The sequence below is a fragment of the Nonomuraea sp. NPDC002799 genome, from assembly GCF_053592075.1.
This window is the reverse complement of sequence record NZ_JBSFVA010000033.1, coordinates 59214-75059: the sequence shown is the minus strand read 5'-3', so window position 1 is coordinate 75059 and position 15846 is coordinate 59214. Positions and strand designations below refer to the sequence as shown.

At 73.5% G+C, this 15846-nt stretch carries 9 protein-coding genes; 6 read left to right on the top strand and 3 right to left on the bottom strand.

The window, feature by feature from the left end:
• Positions 1-42: 42 nt before the first annotated feature.
• From ACWD0F_RS40305 to ACWD0F_RS40290, 4 genes are all read left to right on the top strand, one after another.
• On the top strand, positions 43-3426 hold the full coding sequence (locus ACWD0F_RS40305; protein WP_449886231.1) for a phosphodiester glycosidase family protein: 3384 nt from the start codon (positions 43-45) through the stop codon (positions 3424-3426).
• Positions 3427-3609: 183 nt separating this feature from the next.
• Positions 3610-4764: an amidohydrolase family protein gene (locus ACWD0F_RS40300; RefSeq protein WP_449886229.1), complete on the top strand. Its 1155-nt coding sequence runs from the start codon at positions 3610-3612 to the stop codon at positions 4762-4764.
• Positions 4761-6008, top strand: a complete 1248-nt coding sequence (locus ACWD0F_RS40295; RefSeq protein ID WP_449886227.1) for a M20 metallopeptidase family protein — start codon at positions 4761-4763, stop codon at positions 6006-6008. Before ACWD0F_RS40300 ends, ACWD0F_RS40295 begins: the two co-directional genes overlap by 4 nt.
• 115 nt (positions 6009-6123) lie before the next feature.
• Entirely contained in the window at positions 6124-9066 is a 2943-nt protein-coding gene (locus ACWD0F_RS40290) for a glycoside hydrolase family 2 TIM barrel-domain containing protein (RefSeq protein ID WP_449886225.1), read from the top strand.
• Between the two features lie 121 nt (positions 9067-9187).
• Here the strand turns inward: ACWD0F_RS40290 and tuf are convergent, their stop codons facing one another.
• On the bottom strand, positions 9188-10357 hold the full coding sequence (tuf, locus tag ACWD0F_RS40285) for an elongation factor Tu (protein WP_449886222.1): 1170 nt from the start codon (positions 10355-10357) through the stop codon (positions 9188-9190).
• A 342-nt stretch (positions 10358-10699) separates the two neighbouring features.
• Between tuf and ACWD0F_RS40280 the strand changes: the two genes are divergently transcribed.
• Together ACWD0F_RS40280 and ACWD0F_RS40275 are read left to right on the top strand one after the other, a co-directional pair.
• The gene (locus ACWD0F_RS40280; protein WP_449886220.1) at positions 10700-12013 is read left to right on the top strand and encodes a serine hydrolase domain-containing protein; all 1314 of its coding nucleotides are present in this window, start codon (positions 10700-10702) and stop codon (positions 12011-12013) included.
• Between the two features lie 192 nt (positions 12014-12205).
• Positions 12206-13855 carry a PucR family transcriptional regulator gene (locus ACWD0F_RS40275; protein ID WP_449886217.1) on the top strand — a complete coding sequence of 550 codons (1650 nt, stop codon included), beginning with the start codon at positions 12206-12208 and terminating at the stop codon, positions 13853-13855.
• A gap of 36 nt (positions 13856-13891) precedes the next feature.
• On the opposite strand, the gene menC is transcribed toward ACWD0F_RS40275, so the two are convergent.
• Both menC and ACWD0F_RS40265 read right to left on the bottom strand, forming a co-directional pair.
• A complete protein-coding gene (gene menC, locus ACWD0F_RS40270) occupies positions 13892-14992 on the bottom strand; it encodes an o-succinylbenzoate synthase (RefSeq protein WP_449886215.1) in 1101 nt (366 codons plus the stop codon).
• Positions 14989-15753 carry a GNAT family N-acetyltransferase gene (locus tag ACWD0F_RS40265; protein ID WP_449886212.1) on the bottom strand — a complete coding sequence of 255 codons (765 nt, stop codon included), beginning with the start codon at positions 15751-15753 and terminating at the stop codon, positions 14989-14991. Before ACWD0F_RS40265 ends, menC begins: the two co-directional genes overlap by 4 nt.
• Positions 15754-15846: the final 93 nt, after the last annotated feature.

Sequence of the window (15846 nt, the reverse complement as noted above, 5' to 3'; positions counted from 1 at the left end):
CATGGTCTTGAAAGTTATATCCACGAGCGATTGAGTTCGGTCGTGCAGACCCTCCGTTTTCTGGCCGCCGCGGCGCTCGTCTTAGGGCCCCTCGCCCTGCCCGCGCAGGCCGATCCCACGCCCCCCGCGGAGGACGCGATCGAGGCGTCCTCCTACCCGCCGCCCTCCACCCTGCTCGCCCAAGAGGCGGGGCAGAAGCTGGAGACGGCCAAGAGGACCCGGCCGGTGGCGCCGGGCATCTCGCTGACCTCGTTCGACACCTATGACGCGCTCGGCTGGCTGCGCGCGGACGCGGTCACCGCCGACCTCGGCGGCGCCAAGGCGGACTACGTGTTCTCCGGCGAGGTGTCCAAGACCGAGCCGCTGTCCGGGCCGGCCAAGCGCTCGCACGCCGTGGCGGCCGTCAACGGCGACTTCTTCGACATCAACAGCTCCGGCGCCGCCCAGGGCATCGGCGTCCAGGACGGCACGCTCGTCCAGTCGCCCGTGGCCGGGCACGAGAACGCGGTCGCGGTCACCGGGGACGGCGTCGGGCGCGTGCTCAAAATGTACTTCGAGGGCAGCGCCACCCCGTCGGGCGGATCGCCGATCGTGCTCACCCAGTTCAACCAGATCGTGCAGGGCGGCGGCGTCGGGCTGTTCACGCCGCTGTGGGGCTCCTACAACCGGGCCCGCGCCGTCGAAGGCGCCACGTCCGTCGCCGAGGTCGTCCTGGTGGACGGCGTAGTCTCCGAGGTACGCACGGCCGCGGGCACCGGCCCGATCCCGGCCGGGACCACGGTGCTGCTCGGCCGGGACGCCGGGGCGAGCGCGCTGTCGGCGCTGAAGGCCGGCGACCGCGTCGAGGTGAAGTACCGGCCCAAGCCGTCGGACGGAAGCACGGTCAAGGCGGCCGTCGGCGGCAACTGGGTGCTGGTCAAGGACGGCGCCGTGCAGAACTCCGCCGACCCGGCCGCGCACCCGCGCACCGCCGTCGGGTTCTCCGCCGACGGCCGGAAGATGTACCTGCTGACCGTGGACGGCCGCCAGGCCGACAGCCGCGGCGTCACGCTCAACGAGCTCGCCGGCATGATGGTCGAGCTCGGCGCCGCCGACGCACTCAACCTCGACGGCGGCGGCTCCTCCACCATGCTCGCCCGCGAGCCCGGCGCCGCCGACGTCCAGGTGGAGAACAGCCCCTCCGACGGCGGCGAGCGGCACGTCCCCAACGGCCTGGCGCTCTACGCGCCGGAGGGCAGCGGCAAGCTCAAGGGCTACTGGCTGGAGACCGCGACCGACCCCGCCAAGGCGGCCGGCGTCGGGCCTGTCACCGGTGGCCGCCCCGAGCGCGTCTTCCCCGGCCTCACCAGGCGGCTGACCGCCGCCGGATACGACGAGACCTACGGCCCCGCCGCCGGAACCCCGTCCTGGCGGGCCGCCCCGGCCATCCACGGCGTGGTCAGGAACGGCCGCTTCCACGCGCTGGTGCCCGGCGAGAGCACCGTCACCGCCTCGCGCGGCGGCGCGAAGGGCACCCTCGGCCTGACCGTCCTGCAGCCCCTGGAACGGCTCGGCACCACCGCCGACCGGCTCGGCATGGCGGGCGCGGACGGGACGGCCACGTTCGGCGTCGTCGGCTACGACCGCAACGGCAACTCCGCGCCGATCGAGCCCGACGACCTCACCCTCGACTACGACAAGAGCCTCTTCGAGGTGACCGCCGCCGAGCACGGCTCCTTCACCGTCAAGGCCACGCAGGCCACCGGCTCCGGCCTGATCACCGCCAAGGTCGGCAAGCTGACCACCGCCGTGCCGGTCACCGTCGGCTCCGAGGCCAAGCCGGTCGCCGACTTCGAGAACGCGGCCTCGTGGACCTTCGCCGCCGCCCGCGCCACCGGCTCGTTGTCGGCCGCGCCCGGGCAGAGCGGGGGCGGCCTCAAGCTGTCCTACGACTTCACCACCTCCACCGCCACCCGCGCCGCCTACGCCGGCCCGCCGCAGCAGATCGTGGTGGACGGGCAGCCGCAGGCGTTCGGCCTGTGGATCAACTCCACCGGCAAGGGGGAGTGGCCGAGCCTGGAGTTCTACGACGCGCTCGGCCAGTCGCAGATCCTGCGCGGCCCGTACATGACGTGGACCGGCTGGAAGTACGTCGAGTTCGCGGTGCCCGCGGGCGTCAACTACCCGCTCAAGCTGCGGCGCTTCTACGTGGCCGAGACCAAGGCCGACGTGAAGTACACCAACGAGATCCTCATCGACGGGCTGGTCGCCAAGGTGCCGCCGTCGGTGTCGGCGCCCCCCGCCGCCAAGGTCGCCGATCCGGTGGTCAAGGCCGGGGTGGCGACGATGCCGTGGCGGTTCGCGGTCATGTCGGACGCGCAGTTCGTGGCCAGGGAGCCGGACAGCGACATCGTCAAGAACGCGCGCCGCACGTTGCGGGAGATCAAGGCGGCCCAGCCGGACTTCCTGCTGATCAACGGCGACCTGGTGGACGAGGCGTCGCCGGAGGACTTCGCGCTGGCCAAGCGGATCCTCGACGAGGAAATTGGCGATTCCGTGAAATATCGCTACATTCCCGGCAACCATGAGGTCATGGGCGGCAAGATCGACAACTTCCGGGCGGTCTTCGGCGACACGTACCAGACCTTCGACCACAAGGGCACCCGCTTCATCACCCTCGACACCTCCCGCCTGAACCTCAGGGGCGGCGGGTACGACCAGGTCGCCCTGCTCCGCTCGGAGCTGGACAAGGCCGCCGAGGACGCCTCCATCGGGTCCGTCACGGTGCTCTTCCACGTGCCGCCGCGCGACCCGACGCCCGGCAAGGGCAGCCAGCTCGGCGACCGGAAGGAGGCCGCGCTGGTCGAGGGCTGGCTGGCCGACTTCCAGCGCACCACCGGCAAGGGCGCGGCCTACATCGGGGCGCACGTGGGGACGTTCCACGCCTCGCACGTGGACGCGGTGCCGTACTTCATCAACGGCAACTCCGGCAAGAACCCCGCGACCGCGGCCGACGACGGCGGCTTCACCGGCTGGTCGTTGTGGGGTGTCGACCCGGTGACCCCGGCCGAGGCCGAGCACGTCAAACGCAACTGGTTCGCCGACGCGCCCGACTGGATCGGCACGCAGGTGCGCCCGCACGTGGACGCCCTCACGCTCACGGCGCCCGCCTCGGTCGCCGTCGGCACGCCGGCCACGGTGACGGCCTCGGTCCAGCAGGGGACCAGGACGGTTCCCGTGGCGTACCCGGTGTCGGCCTCCTGGTCCGGCTCCCCGAACCTGCACGTCGGCACCCGGCAGAGCGCCAAGCCGTGGCACGTGGCCGTGCTCGATCCCGCGACGGGCACCCTGACGGCGCTGCGCGCGGGGCAGGTGACGGTGGCCGTCACGGTCAGCGGCGTCACCGAGCAGGCGGCGGTGGCGGTGAGCGCCAAGGCCGCCGCCTGACCTGGTCGTGCTCACGGGCCCCGCGCTCCGGCGCGGGGCCCGTTTCGCGTGGCGGGCTGGGTCGGTTTCGGATGGCTTGGGCCGTTTCGGGTGGGGTGGTGGGCCGTTTCGGGGGTGTTCCTCGGGGCGGGCGGGGCAAAGTCACTTGAGGGCCTGCCCGAGGGCCCTGTGAGGAGAGTGCGGATGTCCATGGAGCTCGATCTGGTGCCCAGCGGGCTCGCCGACGCCATCGACGCGTTGCCGCTGATCGACCACCACGTGCACGGGGCCTCGACGCGGGACCTGTCGCGCACGGCGTTCGAGGAGATGATCACCGAGTCGGACCGGCCGGTCCCCGGCTGGATGACCCAGTTCGACTCCCAGGTCGGCTACGCGATCCTGCGCCACTGCGCGCCCGTGCTCGGCCTCGAACCGCACTGCTCACCGGAGGCGTACCTGGCCCGCCGCACCAGGCTCGGCGTGGACGAGGTCAACCGGCGGCTGCTCGGCGCCGCCGGTGCCGGGCACTTCCTGGTGGAGACCGGCTACCGGGGCGAGGAGCTGCTCGGGCCGTCCGGCATGGCCGAGGTGAGCGGGGTGCCGGCCGACGAGATCGTACGGCTGGAGGCGGTGGCCGAGCAGGTGGCCGCGAGCGGGTGCGCGGCCAAGGAGTTCGCCGGCCGGTACGCCGAGGCGCTGTGGGAGCGCACGCGGACGGCGCGCGGCCTGAAGAGCATCGTCGCCTACCGCTACGGCTTCGACTTCGATCCCGGGCGGCCGGGCGCCGGGGAGGTCGCCCAGGCGGCCGGGCGCTGGCTGGCGGCAGGGGGCGGGCGGCTGGCGGACCCCGTGGTGCTGCGGCACCTCATCTGGACCGGGATCGACCGCGGGCTGCCGCTGCAACTGCACGTCGGGTTCGGGGATCCTGACGTGGACCTGCGGCGCTCCGACCCGTTGCGGCTGCGCGGGCTGATCGAGCTGGCCGAGCCCACCGGGGTGCCGCTGATGTTGCTGCACTGCTATCCGTACCACCGCCAGGCCGGGTTCCTCGCGCAGGCGTATCCGAACGTCTACTTCGACGTGGGCCTGGCCGTGAACCACTCGGGGGCGCGCGGCGCGGCGCTGGTGGCGGAGAGCCTGGAGGTGGCGCCGTTCGCGAAGGTGCTCTTCTCCTCCGACGCCTGGGGGCCCGCCGAGCTGCACCACCTCGGAGCGGTGTTGTGGCGGCGGGCGATGGCGCGGGTGCTGGGCGGGTTCGTGGCCGAGGGGGAGTGGTCCATCGCGCAGGCCCTGCACGTGGCCGCGCTGACCGGCGTCGGGAACGCGCGCCGGGTCTACGGTCTGGGGGCCGTCGCGTGAGCGGAGCATGGGATGGCCGCGCGTTCTCGGAGACGGCCCTGAGGGCGGCCCTGCACCTGGAGCTGCCCGCCGCGCAGGCGCTGCGGCGGGAGCTGCACGCGGCGCCGCGCGTGTCGGGCCAGGAGGGGCCGACGCTCAAACGGGTGCTCGACGCGCTGCCCGGCGGGGCGGCCGAGCACGTGGCGGGGACCGGCGCGGTGGTGCGGATCGGTGGACCGGGACCGGCGGTGGGGGTGCGCGGGGAGCTGGACGCGCTGCCGATCGCCGAGCGGACGGGTGTGGCGTGGGCCTCGGTCAACGGGGCGATGCACGCCTGCGGGCACGACGTCCACCTGGCCGCCACCGTCGCGCTGGCCCGCGCCCTGGCCCGCCTCGACGCCGCCGCGCCCCCGGCGCCCGGCGGGCCGATGAGGCCGCTGCTCGTGGTGTTGCAGCCGCGCGAGGAGACCTTCCCGTCCGGCGCCCTCGACGTCGTCGCCTCGGGCGTGCTCGAACGCCACCGCGTCCGCGCCATGATCGGCGCCCACGTGCAGCCCGTCCTCGCCGAGGGCGCCGTGGCCTGCGTGCCAGGCCCGGTGAACGCCGCGTCCGACGAGTTCCGGGTGACCGTGAAGGGGGCGGAGGGTCACGCCGCCTACCCGCATCTCACCCGCGACCCCGTCGCCACCATGGCGCAGGTGATCGTGGCCGCCCAGCAGCTCGTCAGCAGGGCCGCCGACCCGATGGTGCCGACCGTGGTCACGTTCGGCATGGTGAACGCGGGCACCACGCCCAACGCCGTCCCCGGGGAGGCGGTGGCCAGGGGCACGCTGCGCACGATGGAGCAGAGCTGGCGCGAGGAGCTGCACTTCCGGTTCACGCAGCTCGTGGAGGACGTGGCCAGGGCGTACGGATGCGTGGCCGAGGTGGCGATCCTGCCCGGCGAGCCGGTGCTGGTCAACGATGCCCTCCTGGCGGCGGGGGCCGCGGCGCTGCTGCGCGAGCAGGGCTGGACGGTGGACGAGGACCTGCGCTCCTGCGGAGCCGACGACTTCGCGCGTTACGGAGAGGTGGCACCGTCGCTGATGATGTTCGTGGGCGTGGACACGGCGGCCGGGCTGCACAGCCCCGCGTTCCTGCCCGGCGACGAGAGCGTGGGCGCGGTCGCCGAGGCCCTGCTGGCGGGCTATCTGGCGGCGTCGTCGAGCACGAGCGGAACGATGTCCGCCGGCAGCCGCACCAGCGCCTCCTCCAGGAACACGTGAGCCTGGCGCCTGGTGAGCCGGCCGCGCCTGAGCCATTCGGCTCCGCCCGCCGGATCAAAGCGCGGATACCGACATCCCTGCCTAAATCGCGTGCGAACCTTTAGGCTCGGCCACGATGGATCTCGAAACCTTCGCGCCCGGTTCGGGGCGACTCGAACCCCGGGCGGATCTCCGCTCCGACGCGCCCGCTCTCGACCTCAACGGGACGTGGCGCTTCCGCCTCTCACCCACCGCGAACGTCCCGGACGACTTCGCCCGTCCGGACTACGACGACGCGGCCTGGGACGACCTGCCCGTCCCGTCCCACTGGCCGCTGCACGGCCACGGCGCGCCCGCGTACACGAACGTCGCCTACCCCTTCCCCGTGGACCCGCCGCACGTCCCCACCGAGAACCCGACGGGCGACCACCGGCGCGCGTTCGACCTGCCCGAGGGCTGGACGGGCGGCCGGCTGCGGTTCGAGGGCGCCGACTCCTTCGCGCGCGTCTGGCTGAACGGCCACGAGCTGGGCTTCTGGACCGGCAGCAGGCTGCCCGTCGAGTTCGACGCCGGGCCGTGGTTGCGGCCGGGACGCAACGTGCTGGCCGTGCGCGTGCACCAGTGGTCGGCCGCCAGCTACCTGGAAGACCAGGACATGTGGTGGTTGCCCGGGATCTTCCGCGACGTCACGCTCACCCGCTCGACCGCCGACGTCTTCGTGCGCGCCGCCTGGGCCGGCGGGCTCGGCACGCTCTCCTTCGACGGGCCCGGCACGCTGAGCGTCCCCGAGCTCGGCGTCGCGGGCCTGGAGCCCGGCGTGGAGGTCACGGTCGAGGCGGAGCCGTGGACGGCGGAGACGCCCCGCCTGTACGACGCCGTCGTCACCGGCCCCGAGGAGTCGGTGCGGCTGCGCGTCGGGTTCCGCACGATCGCCATCGCCGACGGCGTGCTCCTGGCCAACGGCCGCCCGCTGCTGCTCAAGGGCGTCAACCGGCACGAGTTCCATCCTGAGCACGGCCGCGCCGTCCCGTACGAGACGATGCGCGAGGACGTGCTGCTGATGAAGCGGCACAACGTCAACGCCGTCAGGACCAGCCACTACCCGCCGCACCCCGCCTTCCTCGACCTGTGCGACGAGCTGGGCCTGTGGGTGATCGACGAGTGCGACCTGGAGACCCACGGCTTCGGCCAGGTCGGCTGGCGCGGCAACCCCACCGACGACCCCCGCTACGCCGACGCGCTGCTCGACCGCATGCGCCGGATGGTCGAACGCGACAAGAACCACCCCAGCGTCATCATGTGGTCGCTCGGCAACGAGGCCGGCGTCGGCCGCAACCTGGCCGTCATGGCGGACTGGACGCGCGAGCGCGACCCGTCCCGTCCCCTCCACTACGAGGGCGACCTGTCGTGCGCGCACACCGACGTCTACTCGCGCATGTACGCCTCGCACGCCGAGGTCGAGGCCATCGGCCGGCGCGAGGAGGCCCCCCTCGACGACCCTGAGCTGGACGCGCGGCGGCGGGCGATGCCGTTCCTGCAGTGCGAGTACGCCCACGCCATGGGCAACGGGCCCGGCGGGCTGGCCGAGTACCAGGAGCTGTTCGAGCGCCATCCGCGGCTGGCCGGCGGCTTCATCTGGGAGTGGATCGACCACGGCCTGGCGCATCCCGGCCACGAGTACGCCTACGGCGGCGACTACGGCGAGCCCGTCCACGACGCCAACTTCGTGATCGACGGGCTCGTGTTCCCCGACCGCACGCCGTCGCCTGGGCTGGCCGATCTGAAGAAGGTGTTCGAGCCGGTCAGGTTCGGGTTCGCGGACGGCGTCGTGCGGGTCGTCAACGGCTACGACTTCAGCGACCTGTCCCACCTGGAGTTCGTCGCGACCGTGGCGGAGGAGGGCGAGCCCGTCACCGAGCACCGGCTGGCGGTGGCCGCCGAAGGCGGCGAGGTCAAGCTGCCCGTCGCGCCCGGCGGCGCGGGGGAACGGTGGCTGACCGTGCGGGCGGTGCTGGCGGGTGACCAGCCGTGGGCGGCGGCCGGGCACGAGGTCGCGTGGGGCCAGACGCCGCTGCCGTCGCCGCACGCCGGCGACGCTGCCGACCGGCCACCCGCCGGCGACGCTGCCGACCGGCCACCCGCCGGCGACGCTGCCGACCGGCCACCCGCCGGTGACGCTGCCGACCGGCCGCACGGCAACGATGCCGGCGCCCGGCCGTACGTCGGTGACGTGGGTGACCGGCTGCCGGTCGTCGCCACGTTCGTGCCCGAGCGGGGCGAGATCTCCGTCGGGACCCGCGCCCTGGACGCGGCGACCTTCGACGCGGCGACGGGACGGCTCGTGCGGCTGTTCGGGCTGGACGTCGAAGGCCCCCGGCTCGACCTGTGGCGGGCGCCCACCGACAACGACCGCTACGGCGGGCTGGAAACGCGGTGGCGCATCCTCGGCCTGCACCGCCTGACCCACCGGGTGGACGCCGTCGAGACCGGCGGCGACGGGCTGACCGTCCGCACCCGGGTCGCGCCGGCCGCCACGGACCTCGGGATGCAGGCGACCTACCGGTGGCGCGGATCCGGGGACGGCGGGCTGCTGCTGAGCCTGGACATCGAGCCCGACGGCGACTGGCCGGACCCGATCCCGCGGCTCGGCGTCACGATGACGCTGCCGGGGACCGCGGTCGAACGGGTCACCTGGTTCGGGCGGGGGCCCGGGGAGGCGTATCCGGACACGGGCCTGGCCGCTCGGGTGGGCCGCTGGACGGCCACGGTCGAGGAGCTGCAGACGCCGTACGTCTATCCGCAGGAGAACGGTCACCGCGCCGAGGTGCGGTGGGCCTCGTTCGGGGTGTTCACGGTGTCGGGGTCGCCGGTGTTCGGGATGACCGCGCGCCGGTGGAGCACCGACGAGCTGGCCGCCGCCCGCCACCGGCCCGACCTGGTGGCGGGGGACCGCGTGCACCTGCACCTGGACCTGGCCCAGCAGGGCATCGGCACGGCCACGTGCGGGCCCGGCACGCTGCCGCACTACGACCTGACGGCGCGGCGGACCACCTTCGAGCTCCGCTTCACCCCTGCCTGACCTTGGAGAACCGGGCGGGCTCGGCAGTCCGGGTAACGCGCGGCGCCTGCCTGACGGCGGAAGGCCGGGTCCCGCTCAGCGCGGGGCCCGGCCTCCTGTTCGAGCCTCGGTCGCGGCCCGGTCAGGCGCCGGGCACGGTCAGGATCGTGCCCGCGCCCACCGTCAGCCCGCCTTCGCGGATGGCGAAGCCGAGATCCGGCTCGAGCGCGACCGCCTTGCCCAGCTCGACCGTCACCTCCACCGTGTCACCCGGCCGCGCGGGCCCGCTGAGGGTCAGCTCACCTGGCACGTCGGTGGTGCGCAGGTAGAACTGCGGCCGGTACCCGGACACGATCGGCCCGCGCCGCCCGCCCTCCTCCGGCGTGAGGAGGTAGACGCGGGCGGTGAACGAGGTGCGGGCCCGCTGGCTGCCCGGCTCGGCCAGGACCATGCCCCGCCGCACCTGCTCCCGGCGCACCCCGCGCAGCAGCACGGCGGCGTTGTCGCCGGCCTCGCCCCGCTCCATCGTCTTGCCGAACGTCTCCACGCCCGTCACGACGGCGCTGAACCCCTCGCCGAACCCGGCCGCCTCCACCGTGTCGCCGACCCGGACCGTGCCGCGCTCGATGGCGCCGGTGACGACCGTGCCGCGGCCGGTGACCGTCAGCACGTTCTCGACCGGCATCAGGAACGGCGCGTCCACGTACCGGACCGGCACGGGGATGTGCTCGTCGACCGCCTGGAGCAGCGCCTCGACCGACGCCGTCCAGACCGGGTCGCCCTCCAGCGCCCGCAGCCCGGACACCCGGACCATCGGCACGCCGAGGTAGCCGTGCTCGGCGAGCAGGTCCTGCAGCTCGAGCTCGACCAGGTCGGTCAGCTCCGGGTCGGCGCCGTCGGCCTTGTTGACGGCCACGACCAGGTGCCGCACGCCGACCCGCCTGGCGAGCAGGACGTGCTCCCTGGTCTGCGGCATGATCCCGTCCTGCGCGGACACGACCAGGATCGCGCCGTCGAGTTGCGCCGCCCCCGTGATCATGTTCTTCACGTAGTCGGCGTGGCCCGGCATGTCCACGTGGGCGTAGTGGCGGGTGGCGGTCTCGTACTCGACGTGCGAGATGTTGATCGTGATGCCCCTGGAGACCTCCTCCGGGGTGCGGTCGATCCGCTCGAACGGCGTGTACGTGGCCTGCCCCCGCTCCGCCAGGACCTTGGTGATCGCGGCGGTCAGCGTGGTCTTGCCGTGGTCGACGTGCCCCATCGTGCCGATGTTGAGATGCGGCTTGTTCCGTACGTAGGCCTGCTTGGCCATGGTCGTCCCTCTTCGAACCTGGAGATGGTGTGACCCGTCAGGGCCGGTCGACCTCCCCCCGCCGGGTCACTCTCAAGGACTTACGGGAAGAGGTCAGCGCTCCAGGCCGTCGCAGGCAGGCCCGAAGGCGCCCGGCATGGCGGGCGTCGCGTGGCGTGCGTGCAGGAACATGAGGTCTATGGTGCGGGAGTCGGCGTCGGGGGCGCAACACGATATTCCGGGCGGCCGGCTTGGTCCTCAGGACAACAGGAAGGCCGTCGTTCGTCGGGCGGACCGAAGATGACCGGGGGATCCTGGCTTACGGTGGCGGCATGCCGCTGACCACAACGAAAGGATCATCGCGTGGCTGAAGCAATGGGTCGGCGACTCCCCGAGCTGATCGCGAAGTACGAGGTGCCCGGCGCCGCCCTGGCGTACCTGCACCAGGGGGAGCTGCACGAGCTCGCCGCGGGCACGCTCAACACCGCGACCGGCGTCGAGGCCACCACGGACGCGCTCTACCAGATCGGCTCGATCACCAAGGTGTGGACCGCCACCCTGATCATGCGCAGGATCGAACGGGGCGAGCTCACGCTCGACACCCCGGTGGCGGACGTGCTGCCGGAGTTCAAGGTCGCCGATCCGGAGGTCACCAAGACCGTCACGATCAGGCACCTGCTCTCCCACACCAGCGGCATCGACGGCGACCTCTTCATCGACACCGGGCGCGGCGACGACTGCGTCGCGAAATACGTCGAGGCCTGCGCCGACCTGATCCAGAGCCATCCGCTCGGCGCCACCCAGTCCTACTGCAACTCCGGGTTCGTCGTCGCGGGCCGCATCGTCGAGCGGCTGGCCGGCAAACGCTGGGACGACGTGATCAGGGAGGAGATCGCCGAGCCGCTGGGCCTCACCCACACCTGGACGCTGCCCGAGGACGTGCTGCGCTTCCGCGCCGCGATGGGTCACCAGGACGGCAAGCCGGCGCCGGCGTGGGGCCTCATGCGCGCGATGGGCCCGGCCGGGCTGATCTGCGCCAGGCCCGCCGACGTGGTCGCCTTCGCCCGCGCCCACCTCGAAGGCGGGCTGCTCGACGATGCCGCGGCCATGTGGGAGCCGCAGGCCGACGTGCCCAACCCCTACACCCTGGGCCCCCAGTGGGGCGTCGGCTGGATCCTCGACGAGTGGGACGGCCGGCGGGTGATCTCCCACGGCGGCAACACCATCGGCCAGCACGCCATGCTCTGGGCCGTGCCCGAGACCGGCACCATCGTCTGCGCCACCGCCAACGGCGGCCACAGCAACGCCTTCACCCGCGCCCTGGCGGCGGAGCTGTTCGCCGAGCTGGACGGGCTGACCCCGCCGCCGCCGCTCGGGCCGCCGCAGACGCCGGTCGAGGTGGATCCCGCGCGCTACGCCGGGCTCTACGAGCGGGCGGGGACGCGGCTCACGGTGTCCGTCCGCGACGGCGTGCCCTGGATGCGGTACGAGGCCACGGGAGCGCTGGCCGCCCTGCAGGACAAGCCGGAGGAGAACCCGCTGGTGGCGGTGGACGAGGCCACGTTCGTGTGGAAGTCGCCCGACGACCCCGACTGGGCGTCCGTCGTCTTCTACGAGCTGCCCGACGGGTCCCCGTACGTGCACCTGGGCGCCCGCGCCACCCCGAAGACCGGCTGAGACCGGCGGCGTGCGCCCGCGGCAGCCGCCCAGGCCGGCCGCAGGCGCACCACGGCCGGGCGGTTCCGGTCTGGCCCGGCCACGCGCACCATGGCCGGGCGGTTCCCCCCGGCGGAAGCCGTCCGGCCCGGCCGTGCGCACCATGGCCGGGCGGTTCCGCTGAGGCCGGTTCCCGTGGACTATCGTGATCGGATGCGGAACCGTCCGCGTGCCAGCCTCGGCCGGATCCTGGAGGATCTCGGCACCACGGTCCTCGACGTGGCGGCCTCCCCCGGTGACCTCGGCGCCGAGGTCACCGGCGTGCACATCCACGACCCCCTCGACGAGCTGGTCGTGCCTCCCGGCGCGATCGTGCTCGCCGTCGGGATGCATCGCGCCGACGACCTCAGCGCCCTGCTCGCCCAGGTTCCGGACGCCGCGGCCGTCGTGGTCAAGCTGCCCGTGCCCGTGGACGAGCGGGTGCGCGCGAGCGTGCTGGAGACCGGTGTGGCCGTGCTCGGCCTCACCAGGGCCGCCTCCTGGGCCCAGGTCTCCGCGCTGCTGCGCTCCCTGCTGGCGGAGGGCGATCTGGCCGAGCCGGGGGAGGAGCCGCAGGGCGACCTGTTCGCGCTGGCCAACGCCGTCTGCGCGCTGCTCGACGCGCCCGTCACGATCGAGGACCGCTCCTCGCGGGTGCTGGCGTACTCGGGGCGGCAGGAGGAGGCCGACGAGGGCCGGGTGCACACCGTGCTCGGTCGTCAGGTGCCCGACCGCTACCTGCGGCTGCTCGACGAGCAGGGCGTCTTCAAGCGGCTCTACCAGAGCCGCGAGCCCATCTACGTCGAGTTCGACGACGACACGCTGATCAACCGGGTCGCCCTGGCGGTGCGCAGCGGCGACGAGATCCTCGGCTCCATCTGGGTCGCCGTCCACGAGCCGCTCAGCGAGCAGCGGGAGCGCGCGCTCACCGACGCCGCCAAGATCGTGGCGCTGCGGTTGCTGCGCGAGCGGGCGGGGGCCGACACCCGGCGCAGGCTCCACGCCGACCTGCTGTCGACCGTGCTGGCCGGCGGCGCGGACGCGGCCGAGGCGGCCGAGCGGCTCGGCGTCGCCACCACCCGGTTGTGCGTGCTGGCCGCCCAGCTCGCCGACGCCGCCGACCCCGCTCGCGGTGAGAGCGATCGGCAGCGCTTCTGCGACGCGCTCGCGCTGCACGTCGGCGCCATCCATCCCAAGGCCGCCGCCGCGCTCGTCGGCTCCGTCGCCTACGCCGTGCTGCCCCTGCACGCCTCAGGCCCGGCAGGCCCGGCAGGCCCAGGAGGCCCAGGAGGCCCGGGAGGCCCGGGAGGGCCTGGAGGCCAGGGGGAGGAGGAGGCCCGCGCCGTACGCGTCGCGGAGAGCTTCCTGGCCAGGGTCGGCCCGCGGCACGCCGCCGACATCGGCGTGGGCCGCCTGGCGCTCAACCTCGCCCAGGTCGCCAGGTCACGGGCCGACGCCGACCGGGCGCTGCGGGTGCTGCGCTCCCGAGGGGTCACGGGCCAGGCCGCCGGCTACGCGGAGGTGCACTTCGAGGCGCTCCTGCTCCAGGTCGCCGACGTGGCCGCCGCCGAGGAGCAGACGCCCACCGGCCCCTACCGGCGGCTGCTCGACCACGACGCGGAGCACGGCACCGAGCTGACCGCCACGCTGCGGGCCTACCTGGACGCCTTCGGCGACGTCAACGCGGCCTGCTCCCGGGTGCACGTGCACCCCAACACCTTCCGCTACCGGCTGCGGCGCCTCGTGCAGATCAGCGGGCTCGACCTGTCCGACCCCGACGCGCGGCTCACGGTGATGCTGCAGATGCGGATCCTGGGCCGCTAGCGACGGGCCGCCCGGCGCAGGCGGCGGCGCCCCGGCTCACAGGGCGATCCACTCGGTGCCGGTGGTGACCTCGTCGAGCACGGACGGGATCGGCTCCACGCCCAGCCCCGGCCCCGTCGGCACCTCCAGATGCCCGTCCACCAGCTCGAACGGCTCGGTGACGTCCCTCGCGTAGTAACGCCGCGACCCCGACGTGTCGCCCGGCAGCGTGAACCCCGGCAGCGCCGCCAGCGCCACGTTCGCCGCCCGCCCGATGCCGGTCTCCAGCATGCCGCCGCACCACACCGCGATCCCGTTCGCCCGGCACAGGTCGTGGATGCGCCGCGCCTCCAGATAGCCGCCGATCCGGCCCGGTTTGATGTTGACGATCGAGCAGGAGCCGAGCGCGATGGCGGCGGCGGCGTGCTCGGCCGACTCGATCGACTCGTCCAGGCAGATCGGCGTCGCGAGCAGCCGCGCCAGGCTCGCGTGCTGCACCAGGTCGTCGTTGGCCAGCGGCTGCTCGATCAGCAGCAGGTCGAAGGCGTCCAGCTTGGCCAGGCGGCGGGCGTCGCCCAGGGTGTAGGCGGCGTTCGCGTCGACCTGGAGGAGCAGGTCGTCGCCGAACCGCTCGCGCACGGCCCGGACCGGCTCGACGTCCCAGCCGGGCTCGATCTTCAGCTTGATGCGGACGTAGCCCTCGTCCAGATAGCCCTCGACGGCGTCCAGCAGGCGCGGGATCGAGTCCATGATGCCGACGGACACCCCGCACGGCACCCGGGGGACGGCCGCGCCGAGAAAGCGCCCGAACGACTCGCCCGCCGCCCTGAGCTGCGCGTCCAGCACCGCCGTCTCCAGCGCGGCCTTGGCCATGCGATGGCCCTTGATCGGCGCGAGCGCGCGGCCGACGTCCTGGGCGTCCAGGGTCTTCGGCAGCGCGGGCAGCAGGAAGCGGCGGATCACCTCGGCCGCGCCGTCGGTGTACTCGGAGGAGTAGAGGGGCTCGTTCATGGCCACGCACTCGCCCCACCCCTCGGCGTCCGGCGTCACGACCCGCACCAGCAGGACGTCACGGTCCGTCTCGGTGCCGAACGAGGTGCGGAACGGCGCCACCAGCGGCATCGCGATCCGGCGCAGCTCAACTCCGGTGATCTTCACGAGCTCTCCACAACGTAGTAGGACTTCCCGGCGAACCCCGTGACCGTGCGGCCCTCGGCCATCAGGCCGCCCAGTACCTCGCGGACGGCGTGCCGCCACGCCTTCGCCGTTCCCGGGTCGGACCCGCGCAACCCCTCGATGTCGGCGGGCACCGCCACCAGCACGATACGGGCGTCCACCGGCCCCGCGACCGGCCGCCCGCCCTCGTCGCCCAGCGCCACGACCGCGTCGGCCGGGAGCGCCGTGGCGTACGGCTCCCGCCGCGCCAGCGCCGCCACGTGGGGGGCCGGCAGCGGCCACTCGGTGAGCAGGCGGTCGGACTCGTCGCCCTGGTTGATCGCGTCCTCCATGAGGCCGTAGAAGCCCTGAAGGTATTCCCGCGGCCGGGCCCCCAGCTTGGCCAGGTTGAAGTGGGCGTTGCGGCGCACCAGCGGATCGTAGGTCCAGGTGATCCGGTCCAGGCCGCGCTCCAGCGCCCAGCGCCGCTGGTGCCACTTCAGCTCCGCGCCGGCGCCCCGGCCCGTGAGCGTGCCCGTGATGTGCGAGTGCAGGGCGTTGCCCGCGGCCAGGAACCCGACCGAGCCGCCCGCCAGCCGCTCGCCGTCGAAGGCGCCCGCCACGTAGCCACCCGCGTGCGACAACGCCCGCATCACCTCGACGGTCACGGGCTGGTCGCCGGGCTCGAAATGCCAGATGTCGTCGAACAGCGCGTTGAGCCGCCCGAACTCCGCGATCTCGTGGAGCTCCCTGACCGCGATCACCCTGCCGCCTCTCCTCATGGACACCCACTGGCGACCGTATGCCATGGTGCGGCCACCGGGATTCGTGCCGGAACACCAAGAGGAGCGCCGTCC

Bases quoted from the DNA above. Each gene is read 5' to 3' on its own strand.
- ACWD0F_RS40290 (WP_449886225.1), top strand. From the start codon at position 6,124: ATGGATCTCGAAACCTTCGCGCCCGGTTCGGGGCGACTCGAACCCCGG.
- ACWD0F_RS40300 (WP_449886229.1), top strand. From the start codon at position 3,610: ATGTCCATGGAGCTCGATCTGGTGCCCAGCGGGCTCGCCGACGCCATC.
- tuf (WP_449886222.1), bottom strand. From the start codon at position 10,357: ATGGCCAAGCAGGCCTACGTACGGAACAAGCCGCATCTCAACATCGGC.
- ACWD0F_RS40275 (WP_449886217.1), top strand. From the start codon at position 12,206: ATGCGGAACCGTCCGCGTGCCAGCCTCGGCCGGATCCTGGAGGATCTC.